We start from the raw sequence: 17974 nt of genomic DNA on the forward strand, positions 1-17974 counted from the left end.
CCTCCCGCCGCCCCGGTCAGGGCCGCGTCCCGTGACCGGCGCGTCATCGCGGTGCTCGCCGCCGTCCAGGTGGCCATCGGGCTCGGCTACTACGCGGTGTTCGGGCACGTCGTCGCCCATCTGCGGGACGGCGTGGGGCTCGCGGCCGGGACCATCGGGCTGGTGCTCGGCACCCGCCTGCTCGTCCAGTACTCGCTGCTGCTCCCGGTCGGCGCGCTGACCGACGCGCTCGGCGCGCCCCGCACCGGGGTGCTGGCCTGCGTCGTCCGCGCCGCCGGGTTCGCCGTCTTCGGCACGGCCGACGGCCCCGTGGGGCTCTCCGTCGCCGCCGTGCTGGTGGGAGTCGGCGGGGCGCTGTACCACCCGGCCGCCCAGTCGCTGCTCGCCGGCCTGTCCCCCGGGCGCCGGCCGGGCGGTTTCGCGGTGTACCTGGTGAGCGGGCACGTCTCCGCCGTGCTCGGCCCGTCCGCCGGGCTGGCACTGCTGGCACTCGGCGGCTTCCCCCTGCTCGCGGCGGGTGCGGCGGCGGCCTGGTGCGTCGCCGCCGTCCTCTTCCCGCTGCTGCCCGCGCGGCACGCACAGCCCGCCGCGCGCGCCCCGAGGACGATGCTGCAGGGCGTCCGCACGGTGGCGCGGGACCGCGGTTTCGTCCGCTTCGCCGTGATCGTCGCGCCGTCCACGCTGCTCGTGACGGCGGCCGCCACGGTCGTGCCGCTGCGCGGGTTCGGCTCCGGCCGGACGACCGCGTTCCTCTGCCTGGCCGCCGCCGTGGTCGCCGCCGTCCAGCCGTGGTGCGCGTCCAGGGCGGGGCGGCCCGGCGTCCTGCGGGCCGGGCTGCTGCTCTCCGGCGCCGGCTTCCTCGCCCTCGTCCCGCTGGACGGGGACGCGGACGGCCCCTGGCAGATCGCCGGGCTACTGGGCGCGGCCGTGCTCACCGGGGCCGGGCAGGGGCTGATGCAGCCGCCGATCTTCCAGGCCGTCGCCCGGTACGCGCCGCCCGAGCAGGTGGGCGCCTACCTCGGGGCGTCGTCGTTCCTGGCCGGGATGACGGCGTTCGGCGGCGGCCTCGCCGTCGGCGCGCTGTTCGACCTCGGCTCCGGCGGCGCGGCGGCCGCGCTCGCCGGACTCGCCGTGCTCGGGTTCGGCGCCGCCGCCGCCCGCCCGGGGACGGCGCCGTGACCCCGGCCGCCGCGTCAGAGGGAGCGCAGGAACGTCGCGGCGATGGGCGCGGCCGCCTCGGCACCGGTCCCGCCGTCCTCGACGATCACCGCGAACGCGACGTCCTTGCGGTAGCCGATGAACCAGGCGTGCGTGGGCGGGTTCTTCCCCTCGCCGAACTCGGCGGTGCCGGTCTTGCCGGCCGTGCCGGCCGGGAAGCCGACGCCGGACGCGGTGCCCTCGCTGACGACGGCGGGCATCAGGGCGTGCAGCGCCTTCTCGACGGCGGGCTCCAGCTTCTTCGGCCGCTCCGCCTTGCGGCCGCGCGCGTCGGCGGCCTGGCTCACCAGGGCCGCGTCGACCACGCGGGGCGACCGCCAGGTGCCGTCGGCCGCGGCGGCGGCGACGCTCGCCATGTTGAGCGGGCTGGTCAGCACCTGGCCCTGCCCGAACGACGCGGCCGCGAACGCGGTGTCGTCCTTGTTGGCGGGGAACGCGGCGCGGACGGAGGGCAGCCCGGAGACGATCGGGGCGTTGAACCCGAACTGGGCGGCGACCTCGGCGAGCCGCTTCTCGCCGAGCTTGTCGACCGCGAGCCGCGCGAACGTGGTGTTGCAGGAGTGCGCGAACGCCTCGCGGAACGGGACCGTCCCGAAGTCCTCGTGCTGGTAGTTGTGGAAGGACCGGCCGCCGACCGTCGTGGTGGCGGGGCAGCCGACCTTCGTGGACGGGGACACGCCGTCCGCGACGAGGGCGGCGGCGGTGACGACCTTGAACGTGGAGCCGGGCGGGTACTGGCCCATCAGCGCCCGGTTGTAGCCGCCGGGCTTGTTCGCCACGGCGAGGATCTCGCCGGTGGACGGGCGCAGCGCCACCATCGACGCCGGCTTGCTCGCACCGGTCAGCGCCTTGCCCGCGGCGGCCTGGACCTTCGGGTCGATCGTCGTCTTGAGCGGCTGTCCCTCGGTGCCGCCGAACCGCTTCAGCGTCTTCACCGCGTTGCCGTCGGCGTCCACGATCTGGACGGCGAGCGCGGGCGTGCCGGCGAGCCGCCGCTCGTACTGCTTCTGCAGGCCGTCCGCGCCGACCGGGTCGCCCTTCTCGTAGGGCGCCCCGAACTGCTTGGCGGCCTCCGCCGACGCGGCGGCGACCGGTCCGGCGAGCTGCCGCGCCGACCCCGACGGCGAGGCGCTCAGGTCGCTGCCGTCCGCGGCGAGGACGGCGGCGCGGTCCGGCCAGGCGCGGGCGGCGCGCAGCCGCTGCCCCTCCGCGAGCTCCGGGTACAGCACCTTCGGCGACCACTGGACGAGCCATTTCCCGTCCCGCTCGACCATCGGCAGCGCGCCCTCGTAGGTCCACTTCCGGTCGCCGGCGAGGGTCAGCTCGGCGGTGTAGGCGCCGCCCGCCTCGCCGCCGTCCGGGTCGCCCACCGAGGCGACGGTGAAGCGCTGCGCGGTGACGCCGAGCTCCTCGCGCATCTTGGTGAGCCGCTGCTCGAAGTCGGCGGGCGGCCCGTCGGTCAGCTTCCGCATCGCGGCGAGGTCGCCGCCGCTCCACGCCGCGAGGTAGCGTCCGGCGGTGTCCTCCGGGCCCTCTCCGTCGCGCAGGAACCACACCGCCCCCGCCCCCACGATCAGCACCGCCACCGCAATCGCGGCGGCGGTGAGCACACGGGATCGGCGCATCGTCGATCTCCCTTCCCCCTGGTATGGAGGCACAAGGACACCAGGCATCGCCCGGAAAGTCCAAGATTGATATCAATGTCACAGATATATCCGATTCGATATCATTCCTGGTCGTGAACCTCGTCGGGCATCTGCGGTGCTTCGTCGTCGTCGCCGAAGAACTCCACTTCGGGCACGCGGCGGAGCGGCTCGGCATGGCCCAGCCGCCGCTCAGCCAGCGGATCCAGCGGCTGGAAAGGGAGCTCGGGGTGCGCCTGTTCGACCGGTCCAGCCGGAAGGTGGAGCTGACCGCGCCCGGCCGGCTGCTGCTGGACGAGGCCCGTGACATCCTCACCCGCGTGGAACGCGTCTACTCCGTCGCCGAGCGCGCCCGGCTCGGCGAGGTCGGCGCCGTGCGCGCGGGCCTGCCGGGCGGCCTCGGCGGCCGGGTCGTCGCCGCGCTGATCGCCGCGTTCCGGGACCGCCGCCCCGACCTGCGGCTCGACCTGCGCGAGACGGGCACGGACGAGCAGGTGCGCGCGCTCGCCGACGGCACGCTGGACGCCGGGGTGGTGCGGCACCCGTGCGACTCCCGGGACCTGGAGCTCGGCCCGATGCTCGGGCAGCCGCTCGGCGTGCTGCTGCCCGCCGGCTCCGACCTCGCCGCCGCCCCGGAGGTGCACCTCGCCGACCTCGGCGGCCGCGACCTCGCGGTGGCGCCGCGCGAGGAGGCGCCCGGCGCGCACGACGAGCTCCTCGCGGGCTGCCGCCGGCACGGGTACGCGCCCGCCGCCGTCCACGAGGCGCGCGACCCGGAGTTCGCGCTCGGCCTCGTGCTCGCCGGCACGGCCGTGGCGCTCGTCCCGCGCACCGGCGACGCCGCCGGGACGGTCTGGCGGCCGCTGGTGGGCGAGCCGCTGGCCTGGCGGACGTCCTGCGCGTGGCGGCGCGCCCGCGACCCCGAGCACGCCCGCGCGATCGCCGACTTCAGCGCGGTCGCGACCGCCGTCCTGCGCCGCGAGGCGGGCATGGCGCCGCTGGACGCGCCGCCCGTCCGCCGCGTCGTGCCCCGCCCGTCCTCCGGATTCCTGGCATGAGCGCGGCGCGCGGTGCGGGCGCGGCGGTCCGGCGGATCGAGGAGGAGTTCCGGTCGGCCGGGGTGACCGGGGTGCTGCACGTCGTCGACATCGACACCGGGCGGGAGGTCGCGATCGGCGCGGCCGAGCCGGTGGTGCTCGCGTCGGTGTTCAAGGTGCCGCTGCTGGTGGCGTTCCACCGGCTGGCCGCCGCGGGCGCCCTCGACCCGGCCGAGCAGGTCACGCTGCGCCCGCAGGACCGCACCGCCGGGCCGACCGGGGTGTCCGCCCTGCTGGACGAGGTGCGCATGTCGCTGCGCGACCTCACCTGCCTGATGATCACCGTGAGCGACAACGCCGCCGCCGACACCGTGCTGGACCGGGTCGGCGGCCGGGACGCGGTGAACGCGGCCGCCGCCGCGCTGGGGCTGCGCGACACGGTCGTCGAGGTCACCGGCCGCGAACTGCACGAGGGCCTGCTCGCCGACGCCGGCGCGGACACCTTCGCGGACGTGTGGGCGAAGCTGGACGACCCCGGCCTGCTCGGCCGCCTGCGCGCGCTGGACCCGGCCCGCACCAGCCGCAGCACGCCCCGCGACATGACCCGGCTGCTGTCGATGATCTGGCGGGACGAGGCCGCGCCCGCCGCGGACTGCGCGGCGATGCGGCGGCTGCTCGGGCTGCAGGTGTGGCCGCACCGGCTGTCGTCCGGCTTCCCCTACGACGACGTCGTGGTCAGCGGCAAGACCGGGACGCTGCTGACCGTCCGCAACGAGGTCGGCGCGGTCGAGTACCCCGACGGCGCCCGCTACGCCGTGGCGATCTTCACACGGTCGCTGCTGCCGACCGCCGTGCTGCCGCGCGCGGACGCCGTGATCGGCACCACCGCGCGGCTGGCCATTGAGTTTCTCCGCCGGCCTTGACCCCGGGGTGCACTGGCCCCGGTGGAACGTGTTGCATCCGATACCTCGGAAGGGTCGGACTATTCAGCCACCACCGCTCCGGTAAACGTAGGCTGTACCCCGGTTTTGACTTCTTGGGGAGTGTTCTTTGCGGCTGCCGGAGCATCTGGAGCTACTGCTCACCGACGAGCCGGTGCTCGACGTCTACTCGCACGGTCCGTGGCGGGTCCCGGACGGGCTGTTCGAGGAGATCGCGGCGCGGATCGACGGGCTCGCGGCCGATCCGCGCGCGGTGGCGCTGACCACGGAGGAGCACAAGCTGCTCACGCTGCCGGCGTCGCTGGTCACCGCGGAGATCTTCGGCATGCTGGCGTTCCTGCCGGGCGGCGGCGCGATCAAGGCGGGGTCCTGGTCGCAGCTGCCGGAGCGGCTGCTGTACCGGCACCTGTCCGGGCCGGGGCCGCTCAGCACCCGGATGACGCGCTGGGACGCGCCCGGCGGCCGGTGGCGGCCGCCGGTGGACTGGCTGATCGAGGCCCCCGACCGGGGCCTCGCGATCGAGCTGGCGCGCGACTGCCTGTCGGTGCTGGAGGGCATCGAGCCGCTGGAGGAGCGCCGCAAGGCGCTGCTGCGGCTCTACGACGACCCGCCCGAGTGCGAGATCGGCCTGCCGAAGCAGGAGCTGCGCGAGCACTGGCACGCCCACGCCGGCGACGACATCGTCGCGGCGGTGCCGGAGCTGCTCGGCCCGGTCGGCTACCTGGAGTGGGTGTGCGCGGGGCTGCTCGCGGCCTTCGAGCGCGTGCTCGAGGCGGCGCCGCGGGACGAGAGCGTCGAGGTCCACCTGCTCCATCTGCTGCTGCAGGGCAGCATGGAGCACGTCCCGGCGGAGCTGGCGGTCGCGCTCGGCGAGGACCGGTACGGCGAGCTGCGGCAGCGGTTCGCCGCCGAGCGCCGCGGGTTCAAGGCGGGCGCGTGGCAGGAGCGGACGCGGGCGTGGCTGGCCGAGGCGCTGGTCGCGGGCGCGGCGGACGCGTGCCGCGGCTGGCTCGACATGGCGATGCGGTTCATCGCGACCGTGCAGGGGCTGCCGGGCGACCCGTGGTTCCCGAAGGCGGAGTGGATCCCGGTCGGCCAGTTCCAGACCGATCTGCGGCGGCTGTACGCGCCGCGCCGCCGGGTCGTGAACCCGCTGACCGAGACGCTGCGGAGCGTGCCCGGCGAGGGCGCAGGGGCCGCCGGGGCGGCGCGCGGTGTCCGGCCCGACATCGCGTCCGCGCTGGTCGAGCAGCCGGAGGCGACGGCGGCGCTGGCGGAGCTGACCGGCGGCACCGGCACCGGCGCGCCGGTCCGGCTGCTGCTGGCGGGCCCGGACGGCACCGGCAAGCGCGACGCCGCGCAGGAGCTCGGCCGGGCGCTCGCGCTCGGCCGCGACCCGCACTGGATCACCGAGAACCTGTTCGCGGGCCAGCGGCTGCCGGACGCCGTCGCCCGGCTGCACGCCGACGCCCGCGACTGCGCCGGCGACCGGCTGCTGGTCATCGACGGCCTGGACGGGATCGTCGCCGACCCCGGCAACGGGGAGGCGCTCGCCGCCGAGCTGCACCGGCTCCTCGCCGTCCACCCCGACCTGCACCTGGTGGCGCTGTGCGACGCGGGCGGGGAGGAGCGGATCCGGGAGATCAACCCGGTGCTGCCGCAGCTGTTCCGCGTCGCGCGGACGCGGCCGTTCACCGCGGACGGGCACGCCGAGCTGTTCCGCCGGGCGCTGGCCGCCCGCGGCGCCCGCGGCACCCGGCCGGCGGTCGCCGCGGCGGGCGCGCTGCTGGCCGCGACGCCGCCGATGCAGACGCTGCGCAACGCGCGGCTCGCGCCGCACCTCGCCGACCAGGTCGTCGCGGCGGCGCGGGCGCGGCAGGAGGCGGCGGGCACGGCGCCGGACGCCGAGATCGTCGTCCGCAAGCAGGACCTGCCCGCGGCGCTGGACACCGCGCGGGCCGCCGGGAACCCCCTCGCCGAGCTGAACGACCTCACCGGGCTCGACACCGTCAAGCACGAGATCGCGCTGCTCGTCGCCGGGACGCACGCGGCCAGGCTGCGCAGCGAGAACGGCCTGAAGATCACCCCGCCGACGCGGCACATGGTGTTCACCGGCAACCCCGGCACCGGCAAGACGATGGTCGCGCGGCTGCTCGGCCGGATCTACAAGCGGCTCGGCGTCCTGTCGTCCGGGCACCTGGTCGAGGCGTCCCGCGCGCACCTCGTCGGCGAGTACATCGGGCAGACCGCGCCCCGCACCCGCCGGCTGGTCGAGCGGGCGCTCGGCGGCGTGCTGTTCATCGACGAGGCGTACACGCTGACGCAGTCGCCGCTGAAGGGCGACTACGGGCACGAGGCGATCGCCGAGCTGGTGAAGCTGATGGAGGACCACCGCGAGGACCTCGTCGTGGTCGTCGCGGGCTACCAGCAGGAGATGGCGGAGTTCCTCGCCGCCAACCCCGGCCTGGACTCGCGGTTCCCCAAGCAGATCCACTTCCCCGACTACAGCGACGACGAGCTGATCACCGTGTTCGGGCAGCTCGCCGCCGCGGACGGGTTCGAGCTGGCGGCCGGCACCGAGGAGGTGCTGCGGGCGATGCTGCGCCGCGCGCCGCGCGGGCCGTCGTTCGGCAACGGGCGGCTGATGCGCAACATGCTGGACGTCGCCGTCGCCAACCAGGCCGACCGGGTCGCGTCCGCCGCCGTGCACGCCAGGAAGGCCGTGCAGGGCGCGAAGGCGGGCGGCGAGGAGGGCGGCGAGCCGCCGGCGGCGCCCTCGAAGGAGGACCTGGTGACGCTCACCGCCGACGACCTGCCCCCGCTCCTCGACCACCCGGAGGAGTTCTTCGGGCTCTACCTGTAGCGGCGGGTCAGCCGCGGGCGAGGCGCTCGGCGGCGCGGAACAGCACGTCCTCCGCGCCGCGCCGGGTGACGAGCTGGACACCGGCGGGCAGGCCGCCCACGGTCCCGGCGGGGATGGTCAGCGCGGGCAGCCCCAGCACGTTCCACGGCGAGGTGAGGCTGACCAGCAGCGCCGTCAGCGGGCCGAACTCGCACTCGGTCGCGCCGATCTTCGGGGCGGTGATCGGCATGGTCGGCATCGCGAGGAGGTCGTAGCGGTCCAGCAGCGCCGCGATCTCCGCGGCGTACCGGTCCCGCTCGCGCAGCGCGCGGACGAGCCGCCAGCCCGGCATGCGGCCCGCCTCCTCCAGCCGGCCGCGCGTCACCGGCAGGTACCGGTCGGGGGCGGCGGCGATCCGCTCGGCGTGCACGTCGTACGCCTCGCTGAACTCGATCGCGAGGAACACCTCGCGCAGCCCGGCGAAGTCGAGCGGCTCGGCCGGGGCGTCCGGGACCAGGGCCCGGACGGTCCGCACCACCTCGGGGTCGGCGGCGGGCGGCTCGATCCAGGCGGCGCGCCCGAGCGGTTCGCCTGCGCCTTCGGCGCCGTCCCGCGCCAGGGGGCCGGTCAGGGCCTCGTAGGCGAGCAGGCAGTCGGCGGCGGTCCCGGCGAGGACGCCCACATGGTCCAGGGAGGGCGACAGCGGGAACACGCCGCCGGCCGGGACGGCGCCGTGCGCGGGCTTGAACCCGGCGACCCCGCAGAACGCGGACGGGATGCGCACCGACCCGCCGGTGTCGGTGCCGAGGGCGAGCGGGACCGTGCCTGCCGCGACGGCGGCGGCGCTGCCGCTGCTGGAGCCGCCCGACATCCGCTCCCGGTCGCGCGGGTTGCGGACCGGGCCGCTCGCCGACACGTCGCCGGTGGCGCCGAACGCGAACTCCTGCGTGCCCGTCTTCCCGACGATCACGGCGCCGGCGCTCCGCAGTGCTGCCACGCAGGCCGCGTCCGCCTCGGCGACGTGCCCGGCGAAGTGCGCGGACCCCATCCCGGTCGGCAGCCCGGCGACGTCGATGATGTCCTTCACCGCGACGGGGATCCCGTGCAGCGGGCCCCGGTCGGTGCCGGACGCCAGCTCCTCGTCCGCCTTCCGGGCCGCGGCCGCGGCGCCCTCGGGGTCCAGGTGCGCGAACGCGTTCAGGTCGGGATCGACCGAGTCGAGGGCGCCCGCGACGAGGTCCCGCGCCGTCTCCGTCCCGGACCGCAGCCCCCGCCCGAGGTCCGCCAGCGTCCGCCCGGTGAAGAACCCGCCCATACCGCCTCCTACCTGATCAGCCGTCCCGCACTGCCTAGCACACCGGGGCCCGCGCGGGACAAGCCGAGCCGCCCTTCGTAGCGGTCTGTCCGCAATTGGTCGCTCTGTGTGAGCCACTCGTCGCAGCCCTCCTACCGCCGGCCGACCGCACGCCCCGACCCGTGAACCTACGGACGAGTACGAGGCAGGCTTCAACACGCCCAGGAGACGCCTCCACCGGTTCGCTGGGGGGCGGGGCGGAGCCCGCACGGGCACCGCCTCTGTAACCGGTCGCGTCCACCCTGATACCGCGGCGCCTCCGGTGCGCGGACGCCGAGCCGTCCGGCACCGGGGGCGCCGGCGGCACACCGGGACCTTGGGCCCTGGGCGCGCCAGCCCCCGCGTGATGGGGTTTCCGTGACGGTTCAGCCCGCCGATGCGGGGGACGTGATCCCCCTGAGACGGGACCGACAGCGGAGGGACGCGCCATGGCCGAGTCCGTGATGTCCGACGACGAGGTACGGGCGATCGATGCGTACTGGAGAGCCGCGAACTACCTGTCCGTCGGGCAGATCTACCTGCTCGCGAACCCGCTGCTGCGCGAGCCGCTCGCGCGCCGGCACATCAAGCCGCGGCTGCTCGGGCACTGGGGCACCTCCCCCGGCCTGAACTTCTGCTACGCGCACCTCAACCGCGCCATCCGGGCGCGCGACCTCGACATGATCTACATCATGGGGCCGGGGCACGGCGGGCCGGCGGCGGTCGCGAACGCGTGGCTGGAGGGCACCTACAGCGAGGTGTACCCGGACGTCTCGCGGGACGGCGAGGGGATGCGGCGGCTGTTCCGCCAGTTCTCCTTCCCCGGCGGCATCCCGTCCCACGTGGCGCCGGAGACGCCGGGCTCCATCCACGAGGGCGGCGAGCTCGGGTACTCGCTCGCGCACGCGTTCGGCGCGGCGTTCGACAACCCGGACCTCGTCGTCGCGTGCGTCATCGGGGACGGCGAGGCCGAGACCGGGCCGCTCGCGGCGAGCTGGCACTCCAACAAGTTCCTGGACCCGGTGCGCGACGGCGCCGTCCTGCCGATCCTGCACCTCAACGGCTACAAGATCGCGAACCCGACGGTGCTGGCGCGGATCCCCGAGGAGGAGCTCGTCCAGCTGCTGGACGGGTACGGGTACCGGCCGCTGCTCGTCAGCGGCGACGAGCCGGCGTCCATGCACCGCAAGATGGCCGCCGCGCTCGACCAGGCCCTCGACGAGATCGCCGCGATCCAGCGCGGCGCGCGGGAGGGGCGCACGTCGCAGCGGCGCCGCTGGCCGATGATCGTGCTGCGCTCCCCGAAGGGCTGGACGGGCCCGAAGGAGGTGGACGGCCTCCCCGTCGAGGGCACGTGGCGCTCCCACCAGGTCCCGCTCGCGGGCGTGTGCGACAACCCCGAGCACCTGGCGCAGCTGGAGGAGTGGCTGCTCTCGTACCGCCCGGACGAGCTGTTCGACGCCGACGGCCGCCCGGTCGAGGCGCTGCGGGCCCTCGCCCCCGAGGGCGAGCGGCGGATGAGCGCCAACCCGCACGCCAACGGCGGCCTGCTGCTGAAGCCGCTCGCCCTGCCCGACTTCCGGGACTACGCCGTGCCCGTCGACAAGCCCGGCACGACGACCACCGAACCGACCCGGACGCTCGGCACCTGGCTGCGCGACGTCGTCAAGGCCAACCCGTCCAACTTCCGGATCATGGGGGCGGACGAGACGGCCTCCAACCGGCTCGGGGACGTGTTCCAGGCGACCGACCGCGTCTTCGAGGGCGAGCGGCTCCCGACCGACGAGCACCAGGCGCCGTCCGGGCAGGTCATGGAGGTGCTGAGCGAGCACCTGTGCCAGGGGTGGCTGGAGGGCTACCTGCTCACCGGGCGGCACGGGCTGTTCAACAGCTACGAGGCGTTCGTCCACATCGTCGACTCGATGTTCAACCAGCACGCGAAGTGGCTGAAGGTGACCCGGCACCTGCCGTGGCGGCGGCCGATCGCGTCGCTGAACTACCTGCTGTCGTCGCACGTGTGGCGGCAGGACCACAACGGCTTCACCCACCAGGACCCCGGCTTCCTCGACGTCGTCATGAACAAGAAGCCGGAGATCGTCCGGGTGTACCTGCCGCCGGACGCGAACACGCTGCTGTCGGTCGGCGACCACTGCCTGCGCTCCCGCGACTACGTCAACGTGGTCGTCGCGGGGAAGCAGCCCGCGCTGAACTGGCTGCCGATGGACGCCGCGATCGCGCACTGCACCCGCGGCATCGGCATCTGGGAGTGGGCCTCCACGGACGGCGGCGAGGACCCGGACGTCGTGCTGGCCTGCGCGGGCGACATCCCCACCCTGGAGACGCTCGCCGCCGTCGACATGCTCCGCCGCCTCTTCCCCGACCTGCGCGTCCGGGTCGTGAACGTCGTGGACCTCATGCGGCTGCAACCGCCCAGCGAGCACCCGCACGGGATGCCGGACCGCGACTACGACGCCCTGTTCACCACCGACAAGCCCGTCATCTTCGCCTTCCACGGCTACCCGTACCTCGTCCACCGGCTCACCTACCGCCGCGCCGGGCACCCCAACCTGCACGTCCGCGGCTACAAGGAGGAGGGGACGACGACCACGCCGTTCGACATGGTCATGCTGAACGACCTCGACCGGTACCACCTGGTCATGGACGTCATCGACCGCGTCCCGTCCCTCGGCGGGCGGGTCGCGCACGTCCGGCAGCGGATGGCCGACCAGCGGCTCGCGATGCGCGCCTACACGCGCGAGCACGGCGAGGACGCGCCGGAGGTCCGCGACTGGACCTGGCCGTACTAGGGAGGGCCGTTCCGATGCGCGTCCTCACGGTCAACCCCGGGTCGAGCAGCCTGAAGGTGAGCCTGCTCGACGCCGGCGACACCGTCCTCGCCGAGGACTCCGGCGCCGGCCACGAGATGGCGGGCCTGGTCGCGGACATGCCGCGCCCCGACGCGATCGGCGTCCGGTTCGTCCACGGCGGCACCGACTACACCGAGCCCGTCCGCGTCGACGCCGCCGTCACCGAGCGCCTGCACGCCCTCGCGGACCTGGCCCCGCTGCACCAGCCCGCGTCCCTGCACGCGCTCTCCGAGATCACCGAGGCGCTGCCGGGCGTCCCGGCCGTGGCCTGCTTCGACACCGCGTTCCACGCGACGATGCCGGACGCCGCCGCGACGTACGCGCTCCCCGCCGACTGGCGCGAGCGGTTCGGGCTGCGCCGCTACGGCTTCCACGGCTTGTCGTTCTCCTATGCCGCCCGCCGGACGGCCGCGATGCTCGGCGCCGTCCCACCCCGGGCGGTGATCTGCCACCTCGGCTCCGGCGCGTCCCTGTGCGCCGTCGCCGAGGGCCGCTCGATCGACACCACGATGGGGTTCACGCCCCTCGAAGGGCTGGTCATGGCGTCCCGCGCGGGCAGCATCGACCCCGGCATCCCGCTGTGGCTGATCAAGCACGGCCTCGACCCCGCCGACGTCAACCGTGCCCTGGAACGCGACTCCGGCCTGCGCGGCCTCACCGGCACCGGCGACATGCGGCGCGTCCGCGAACTGGCCGAGGCACGCGACGTGAACGCCCTGGCCGCCCTCGACGTCTACCACCACCGCCTGCGCGCCTGCGCCGCCGCCATGACCGCGTCCCTCGGCGGCCTGGACGCCCTCGTCTTCACCGGCGGCGTCGGCGAGCACGACCCGTCCGTCCGGATGCGCCTCGCCGAGGACCTCGCCCACCTCGGCGTCTCCATCGACCCCGGCCGCAACGCGGCGGCGGACGGCGACACCGACGTCACCGCGCCCGGCGCCGCCGTCGGCACCCTGGTGATCGAGGCCCGCGAAGACCTGGAGATAGCCGCCGGCGTCCGCTCCGCCATGGGAGGTCCAGGGTGAGGCTGAGCCGGAGGGCATAGATCACGGCGGCCGGCCCGGCCGCGCTATGCGTTCGGTTTGCCGTCCTTGGCCTGGCGGGCGCGGCGCTCCTCGTCCTCCAGGAGCGGGCCGAGGCGGAACGGGACCTGGTGGGTGAGGACGATCGAGGTGGTGCTGCGGCGGACGCCGGGGCAGGCGAGGATCGAGTCGATGACCTCGTGGAGCTGCCGGCCGTTCGGGGCGACCGCGCGGACGAGGAGGTCGCCCTGGCCGGTGATGCCGAGGACCTCCAGGACGCGCGGGATCGACGACAGCGCCACGGCGGCCTCGCGCAGCCGGCCCTGCGCGACCTCCAGGGTGACGAAGGCGGTCAGCTCGAAGCCGATGGCGCCGAGGTCGACCTCCCGGCCGCGGTGCCCGATGACGCCCTCGCGTTCCAGGCGCTCGACGCGCGCGTGCGCGGTGTTGCGGGCGATGCCGAGCTTGGCGGCCAGTTCGGTGACGCCGATGCGGGGCTGCTCCACCAGGCGGCGGAGTATCTGGAGGTCGAGGAGGGTGGCGCGGGTCACAATGCTCAGCTCCAGCGGGTAATTCGGTTCTGACTTGAGCAATCTGCTCAAGTATTGCCACAACATCTTGCACACCGCTCAGGCAAGTGGGCTCAATGCAAGCATGAGCACCACCGTTTCTTCCTCCCCGCTCCGGGACCGGCTGGAGCTGGAGCGCGGCCGGATCGCGCTCGGCGGCGTGCACGCGCTCGTCCGGCTGCTGCTCGACCAGCGGCGGGCGGACGCGCGGCGCGGCCTGCGGACCGCCGGGTTCGTGTCCGGCTACCGGGGATCGCCGCTCGGCGGGCTCGACCAGCAGCTGATGCGGGACGCGACACTGCTGGAGGGCCACGACATCCGGTTCGTCCCCGGCGTGAACGAGGAGCTGGCGGCGACGGCCGTGTACGGGTCACAGCTCGCCGAGCACCTGCCGGGGCCGCTCTACGAGGGCGTCTTCGGGCTCTGGTACGGCAAGGCGCCCGGCGTCGACCGGTCGCTGGACGCGTTCAAGCACGCCAACTGGCTCGGTACGTCCGCGCTCGGCGGGGTGCTCGCGGTAGTAGGCGACGACCCGTCGTGCAAGTCGTCCACGCTGCCGTCGGCGACGGAGGGCGCGCTGGCGGAGGCGTTCATGCCGGTGCTGGTGCCGGGCTCGGTCGCGGACGTGCTGCGGCTGGGACGGCACGGGTTCGAAATGTCCCGGTTCAGCGGCGCTTGGACCGGTTTCAAGGTCGTCACCGACGTCGCCGACTCGCACGAGATCATCGCCGCGGAGCCGGTCCCCGACCCGGTGCTGCCGGAGTTCGCGTGGCGGGGCCGCCCGTGGAAGCCGACCCGCAGGCCCGGCGTCGACCTGAAGGACACGACGTCCCTGGAGCCCGAGGTCCTGGAGGGACGGCTGCGGGCCGCGGCGGCGTACGCGGCGGCCAACGGGCTCGACCGGATCGAGGGCGCCGCCGGCGACGCCTCCCTCGGGCTCGTCGCCGCCGGGCGCACCTACCTGGAACTGCGCGAGGCCCTCGACCGGCTCGGGCTGGACGACGCGGCGCTCGCGCGGCGCGGCGTCCGGCTGCTGCGCCTCGCCATGATCCACCCGCTCGACCGGGACCGGATCCGCGCGTTCGCGCGGGGGCTCCGCGAGATCGTCGTGGTGGAGGAGAAGCGCGGGTTCGTCGAGGCGCAGATCCGCGACGTGCTGTACGACCAGGCGGAACGCCCCGCCGTGTACGGCAAGTACGGGCCCGGCGGCGCCGCCCTCGTCCCGCCCGACGGCGGCCTGGACGCGGACCGGCTCGTCACGGCCCTCGCCCGGCTCCTCGCCGACCGCGTCGGCGCCGAGCACGTCGACCTGCGCGACCCGGTGCTGGCCCCGCGCAAGCCCGCGATCAACCTGCTCGCGCCGGCGCGCACCCCGTACTTCTGCTCCGGCTGCCCGCACAACCGGTCGACGGTCGTCCCGGACGGGTCGGTCGCCGCGAGCGGCATCGGCTGCCACGTCATGACGGTGTTCCAGGACCGGAGCATCGGCACGACGCAGATGGGCGGCGAGGGCGCGATGTGGGTCGGCGCGGCGCCGTTCAGCGGCACCGGGCACCTGTTCCAGAACCTCGGCGACGGAACGTTCTTCCACTCCGGAAGCCTCGCCGTCCGGCAGGCCGTCGCGGCGGGCACGAACATCACGTTCAAGCTGCTGTACAACGCGGCGGTCGCGATGACCGGCGGGCAGGACGCCGACGGCGGCGCCGACCCGGCCGCGATCACCCGGATGCTGCACGCCGAGGGCGTCGCGAAGATCGTCGTGGTGGCGGACGACCCGTCCCGCTACCCGCGCGGCACCGACTGGGCGCCCGGCGTCCGGGTCCGGCACCGCGACGACCTCGACGCCGTGCAGCGCGAGCTGCGCGAGATCCCCGGCGTGACCGTGCTGCTGTACGACCAGGCGTGCGCGGCGGAGTCGCGGCGCAAGCGCAAGCGCGGCCTCGCCCCGGACCCGCAGACCCGGGTGCTGATCAACGAGGCGGTCTGCGAGGGCTGCGGCGACTGCGGCGTGAAGTCGAACTGCCTCAGCGTGGAGCCGGTCGAGACCGAGTTCGGCCGCAAGACGCAGATCAACCAGACGTCCTGCAACAAGGACTACTCGTGCGTGGACGGCGACTGCCCCTCGTTCGTCACCGTCACGCCGGGCGAGCGGAAGGCGCGGCCGTCGCTGCCGGAGATCGGTGAGCTGGACGAGCCCGAGGTCCGGCCCGACGCGGCGGACGTCCTGCTCGTCGGCATCGGCGGCACCGGCGTCGTGACCGTCAACCAGGTCCTCGCCACGGCGGCGCTGATCGACGGCCGGCACGCCCGCGCGCTCGACCAGACCGGGCTCAGCCAGAAGGCCGGCGCGGTCGTGTCGCACCTGCGGATCGGGGACGCCGACCGGGACCGCCCCGGCATGGTCGGCGCGGGCGGCGCCGACGCCTACCTGGTGTTCGACGCGCTCGCCGCGACCACCGAGCCGAACCTGCGCCGCTGCGCGCCCGGCCGGACCGCCGCGGTCGTGTCGACCAGCGAGGTCCCCACCGGCCGGATGATCACCGACACGTCGGCGGCGCTGCCGCCGAGCGCGTCGCTCGTCCAGCGGATCGCCGCCCGCACCGACGCGGGCCGCCTCGTCGCGCTGGACGCCCTCGCGCTCGCCGAACGCTGGTTCGGGAGCACGACCACGGCCAACCTCATCGTGGTCGGCGCCGCGTACCAGGCGGGGCTGCTGCCGCTGTCGGCGAAGGCCATCGAGGAGGCGCTCGCGCTGAACGGCGTCCAGGTGGCGGCGAACGTCCAGGCGTTCCGGGCGGGGCGGCGCCTCGTCCTCGAACCGGACTGGGCCGCCGAGCCCGCCCCGGCCGCCGCCGCGGTCGCGCCGCGCCCGCTGGACGCCACCGCGCCGGCGGCGACGGCGCTGGTCGAGGCGGCCGGCGTGGACGGCGAGCTGGCCCGCGTGCTGCGGATCCGCGTTCCCGACCTCGCCGCCTACCAGAACCTCGCGCTCGCCGAGCGGTACCTGAACGCCGTCCTGCGCGTCGACCGCGCCGAGCGGGACGCGGGCGGCACCGGGCAGCGGCTCGCGGTCGCCGTCGCACGCAACCTGTACAAGCTGATGGCCTACAAGGACGAGTACGAGGTCGCGCGCCTGCATCTCGACCCCGAGCTCGCGCGACGGGTCGAGGAGCAGTTCGGGCCGGGTTCGACCGTGTCGTACATGCTGCACCCGCCGCTGCTGCGGGCGGTCGGCCTGGACCGGAAGATCGCGCTCGGGCGGACGGCCCGCCCGGCGTTCCGCGCGCTGCGCGCCATGCGGCGGCTGCGCGGCACCCCGTTCGACCCGTTCGGCGCCGCCGCGCAGCGCCGCGCCGAGCGCCGCCTCGTCACCGGCTACGTCGCCGTCGTGAACGAGCTGGTCGCGGGCCTGCGCGCCGGTGCGGACGCGGACCGCCGCGACCTCGCCGTCCGGATCGCGGAGCTGCCCGACGTGATCCGCGGCTACGAGGACGTGAAGACCGCGAACATCGCCCGCTACGAGGAGGGCCTCCGCGAGCTGCTCGCGGCGTGGCGCGCGGAGCGCGCCCCGGCGCGGGTGTGATGATCGGGTGATCGCGCTGGTCACCGCGCCGACCAGCGCGATCACCCGCTCCCGCGCGCCCGTCGAACCGGGCGGGGACGGCCGCGCGTACTCCCCCACGTGCCGGGGATCGCGCCCGGGCACCGACGTGCGGACGCCGACATCGAGCGCGGACGAGGGTGACGTCCAGTGGAATCGGGCTTGCGGCTGACGGAGCGCTACCGGCTGGTGGAACGCCTCGGCGACGGCGGGACGATGGAGGTCTGGCGCGCCTTCGACGAGCTGCTCGACCGGCCCGTCGCGGTCAAGCTCCCGGCGCCCGGCGGGCCGCCCCGCGCGTTCCAGGAGGGCGTCAACCGCGCCGCCGGGCTGTCGCACCCCGCGCTGGAGACGGTCTACGACAGCGACCTGACCCGGGACGCCGCCGGACGCCTCGTCCCCTACCTGGTGACCGAGTTCCTGGACGGCGAGTCCCTCGCGGACCGGCTCCGCCGCGGCCGGCTCACCGCCCGCGAGGCCGCGTCGGTCTGCGGCCGGGTCGCCGCCGCCCTGGACGCCGCGCACGCGGCCGGCGTGACGCACGGCGACCTGCGGCCCGGCAAGATCATGCTGCTGCGGGACGAGGTCAGGCTGGTCGACACCGGCATCGGCGGGATCGTCCGGGGCGCCCCCGCGCCGGCCACGGCGGCGGCCGACGTCCGCGCGCTCGGCGCCGTCCTGGCCGCCTGCCTGCCGTCCGGGACGTCCGGGGAGCTGCCCGCGCTCGCCGCCCGCTGCCTGAGCGAGGACGCCCCGTCCGCCCGGGAGGTCGCCGACGCGTTGGCCGGTGACGACGCACTGGCCGGTGACGACGTGCCGCCGCGCCGCGTCCGCATGACACCCGCCGTCGCCACCGTCCCGCAGGCGACGAAGGCCCTGCCCCCGCCCGTCCCGCCGCGCC

11 protein-coding genes are annotated in these 17974 nt (G+C 75.2%); 8 read left to right on the forward strand and 3 right to left on the reverse strand.

Translation table 11 applies throughout. From position 1 onward, the window contains the following. Positions 1-1179 (forward strand): MFS transporter (locus ETD96_RS22235; protein ID WP_138638404.1); only part of this gene is annotated, 1179 nt, incomplete at its 5' end. Positions 1180-1193: 14 nt separating this feature from the next. Here the strand turns inward: ETD96_RS22235 and ETD96_RS22240 are convergent. Beyond that, on the reverse strand, positions 1194-2843 hold the full coding sequence (locus ETD96_RS22240; protein ID WP_138638405.1) for a penicillin-binding transpeptidase domain-containing protein: 1650 nt from the start codon (positions 2841-2843) through the stop codon (positions 1194-1196). 113 nt (positions 2844-2956) lie between these two features. On the opposite strand from ETD96_RS22240, the gene ETD96_RS22245 reads away from it, so the two are divergent. The 3 genes from ETD96_RS22245 (at position 2957) to ETD96_RS44975 (ending at position 7702) form a co-directional block, all read left to right on the forward strand. Further along, on the forward strand, positions 2957-3919 hold the full coding sequence (locus tag ETD96_RS22245; protein WP_138638406.1) for a LysR family transcriptional regulator: 963 nt from the start codon (positions 2957-2959) through the stop codon (positions 3917-3919). Then, on the forward strand, positions 3916-4821 hold the full coding sequence (locus ETD96_RS22250; RefSeq protein WP_138638407.1) for a serine hydrolase: 906 nt from the start codon (positions 3916-3918) through the stop codon (positions 4819-4821). Before ETD96_RS22245 ends, ETD96_RS22250 begins: the two co-directional genes overlap by 4 nt. Positions 4822-4948: 127 nt before the next feature. Further along, positions 4949-7702, forward strand: coding sequence for an AAA family ATPase (locus ETD96_RS44975; protein WP_171069173.1), 2754 nt, complete (start codon positions 4949-4951; stop codon positions 7700-7702). Positions 7703-7709: 7 nt separating this feature from the next. Here the strand turns inward: ETD96_RS44975 and ETD96_RS22260 are convergent, their stop codons facing one another. Then, on the reverse strand, positions 7710-8996 hold the full coding sequence (locus ETD96_RS22260) for an amidase (RefSeq protein WP_138638408.1): 1287 nt from the start codon (positions 8994-8996) through the stop codon (positions 7710-7712). 467 nt (positions 8997-9463) lie between these two features. On the opposite strand from ETD96_RS22260, the gene ETD96_RS22265 reads away from it, so the two are divergent. Together ETD96_RS22265 and ETD96_RS22270 are read left to right on the forward strand one after the other, a co-directional pair. Further along, on the forward strand, positions 9464-11821 hold the full coding sequence (locus ETD96_RS22265; RefSeq protein ID WP_138638409.1) for a phosphoketolase family protein: 2358 nt from the start codon (positions 9464-9466) through the stop codon (positions 11819-11821). A gap of 14 nt (positions 11822-11835) precedes the next feature. Beyond that, positions 11836-12906: an acetate/propionate family kinase gene (locus ETD96_RS22270; RefSeq protein ID WP_138638410.1), complete on the forward strand. Its 1071-nt coding sequence runs from the start codon at positions 11836-11838 to the stop codon at positions 12904-12906. 44 nt (positions 12907-12950) lie between these two features. On the opposite strand, the gene ETD96_RS22275 is transcribed toward ETD96_RS22270, so the two are convergent. Next, positions 12951-13496: an Lrp/AsnC family transcriptional regulator gene (locus ETD96_RS22275; RefSeq protein ID WP_240808020.1), complete on the reverse strand. Its 546-nt coding sequence runs from the start codon at positions 13494-13496 to the stop codon at positions 12951-12953. Between the two features lie 61 nt (positions 13497-13557). Here ETD96_RS22275 and ETD96_RS22280 point away from each other — a divergent pair, with 61 nt between their 5' ends. Next, complete coding sequence (locus ETD96_RS22280; protein ID WP_138638412.1) at positions 13558-17055, forward strand: indolepyruvate ferredoxin oxidoreductase family protein; 3498 nt, start codon at positions 13558-13560, stop codon at positions 17053-17055. Between the two features lie 168 nt (positions 17056-17223). Continuing rightward, positions 17224-17974, forward strand: a 751-nt coding sequence (locus tag ETD96_RS22285; protein ID WP_338072585.1) for a protein kinase domain-containing protein, incomplete at its 3' end; no start/stop codon positions are given.

Source organism: Actinomadura geliboluensis (assembly GCF_005889745.1).
Lineage (GTDB): Bacteria > Actinomycetota > Actinomycetes > Streptosporangiales > Streptosporangiaceae > Spirillospora > Spirillospora geliboluensis.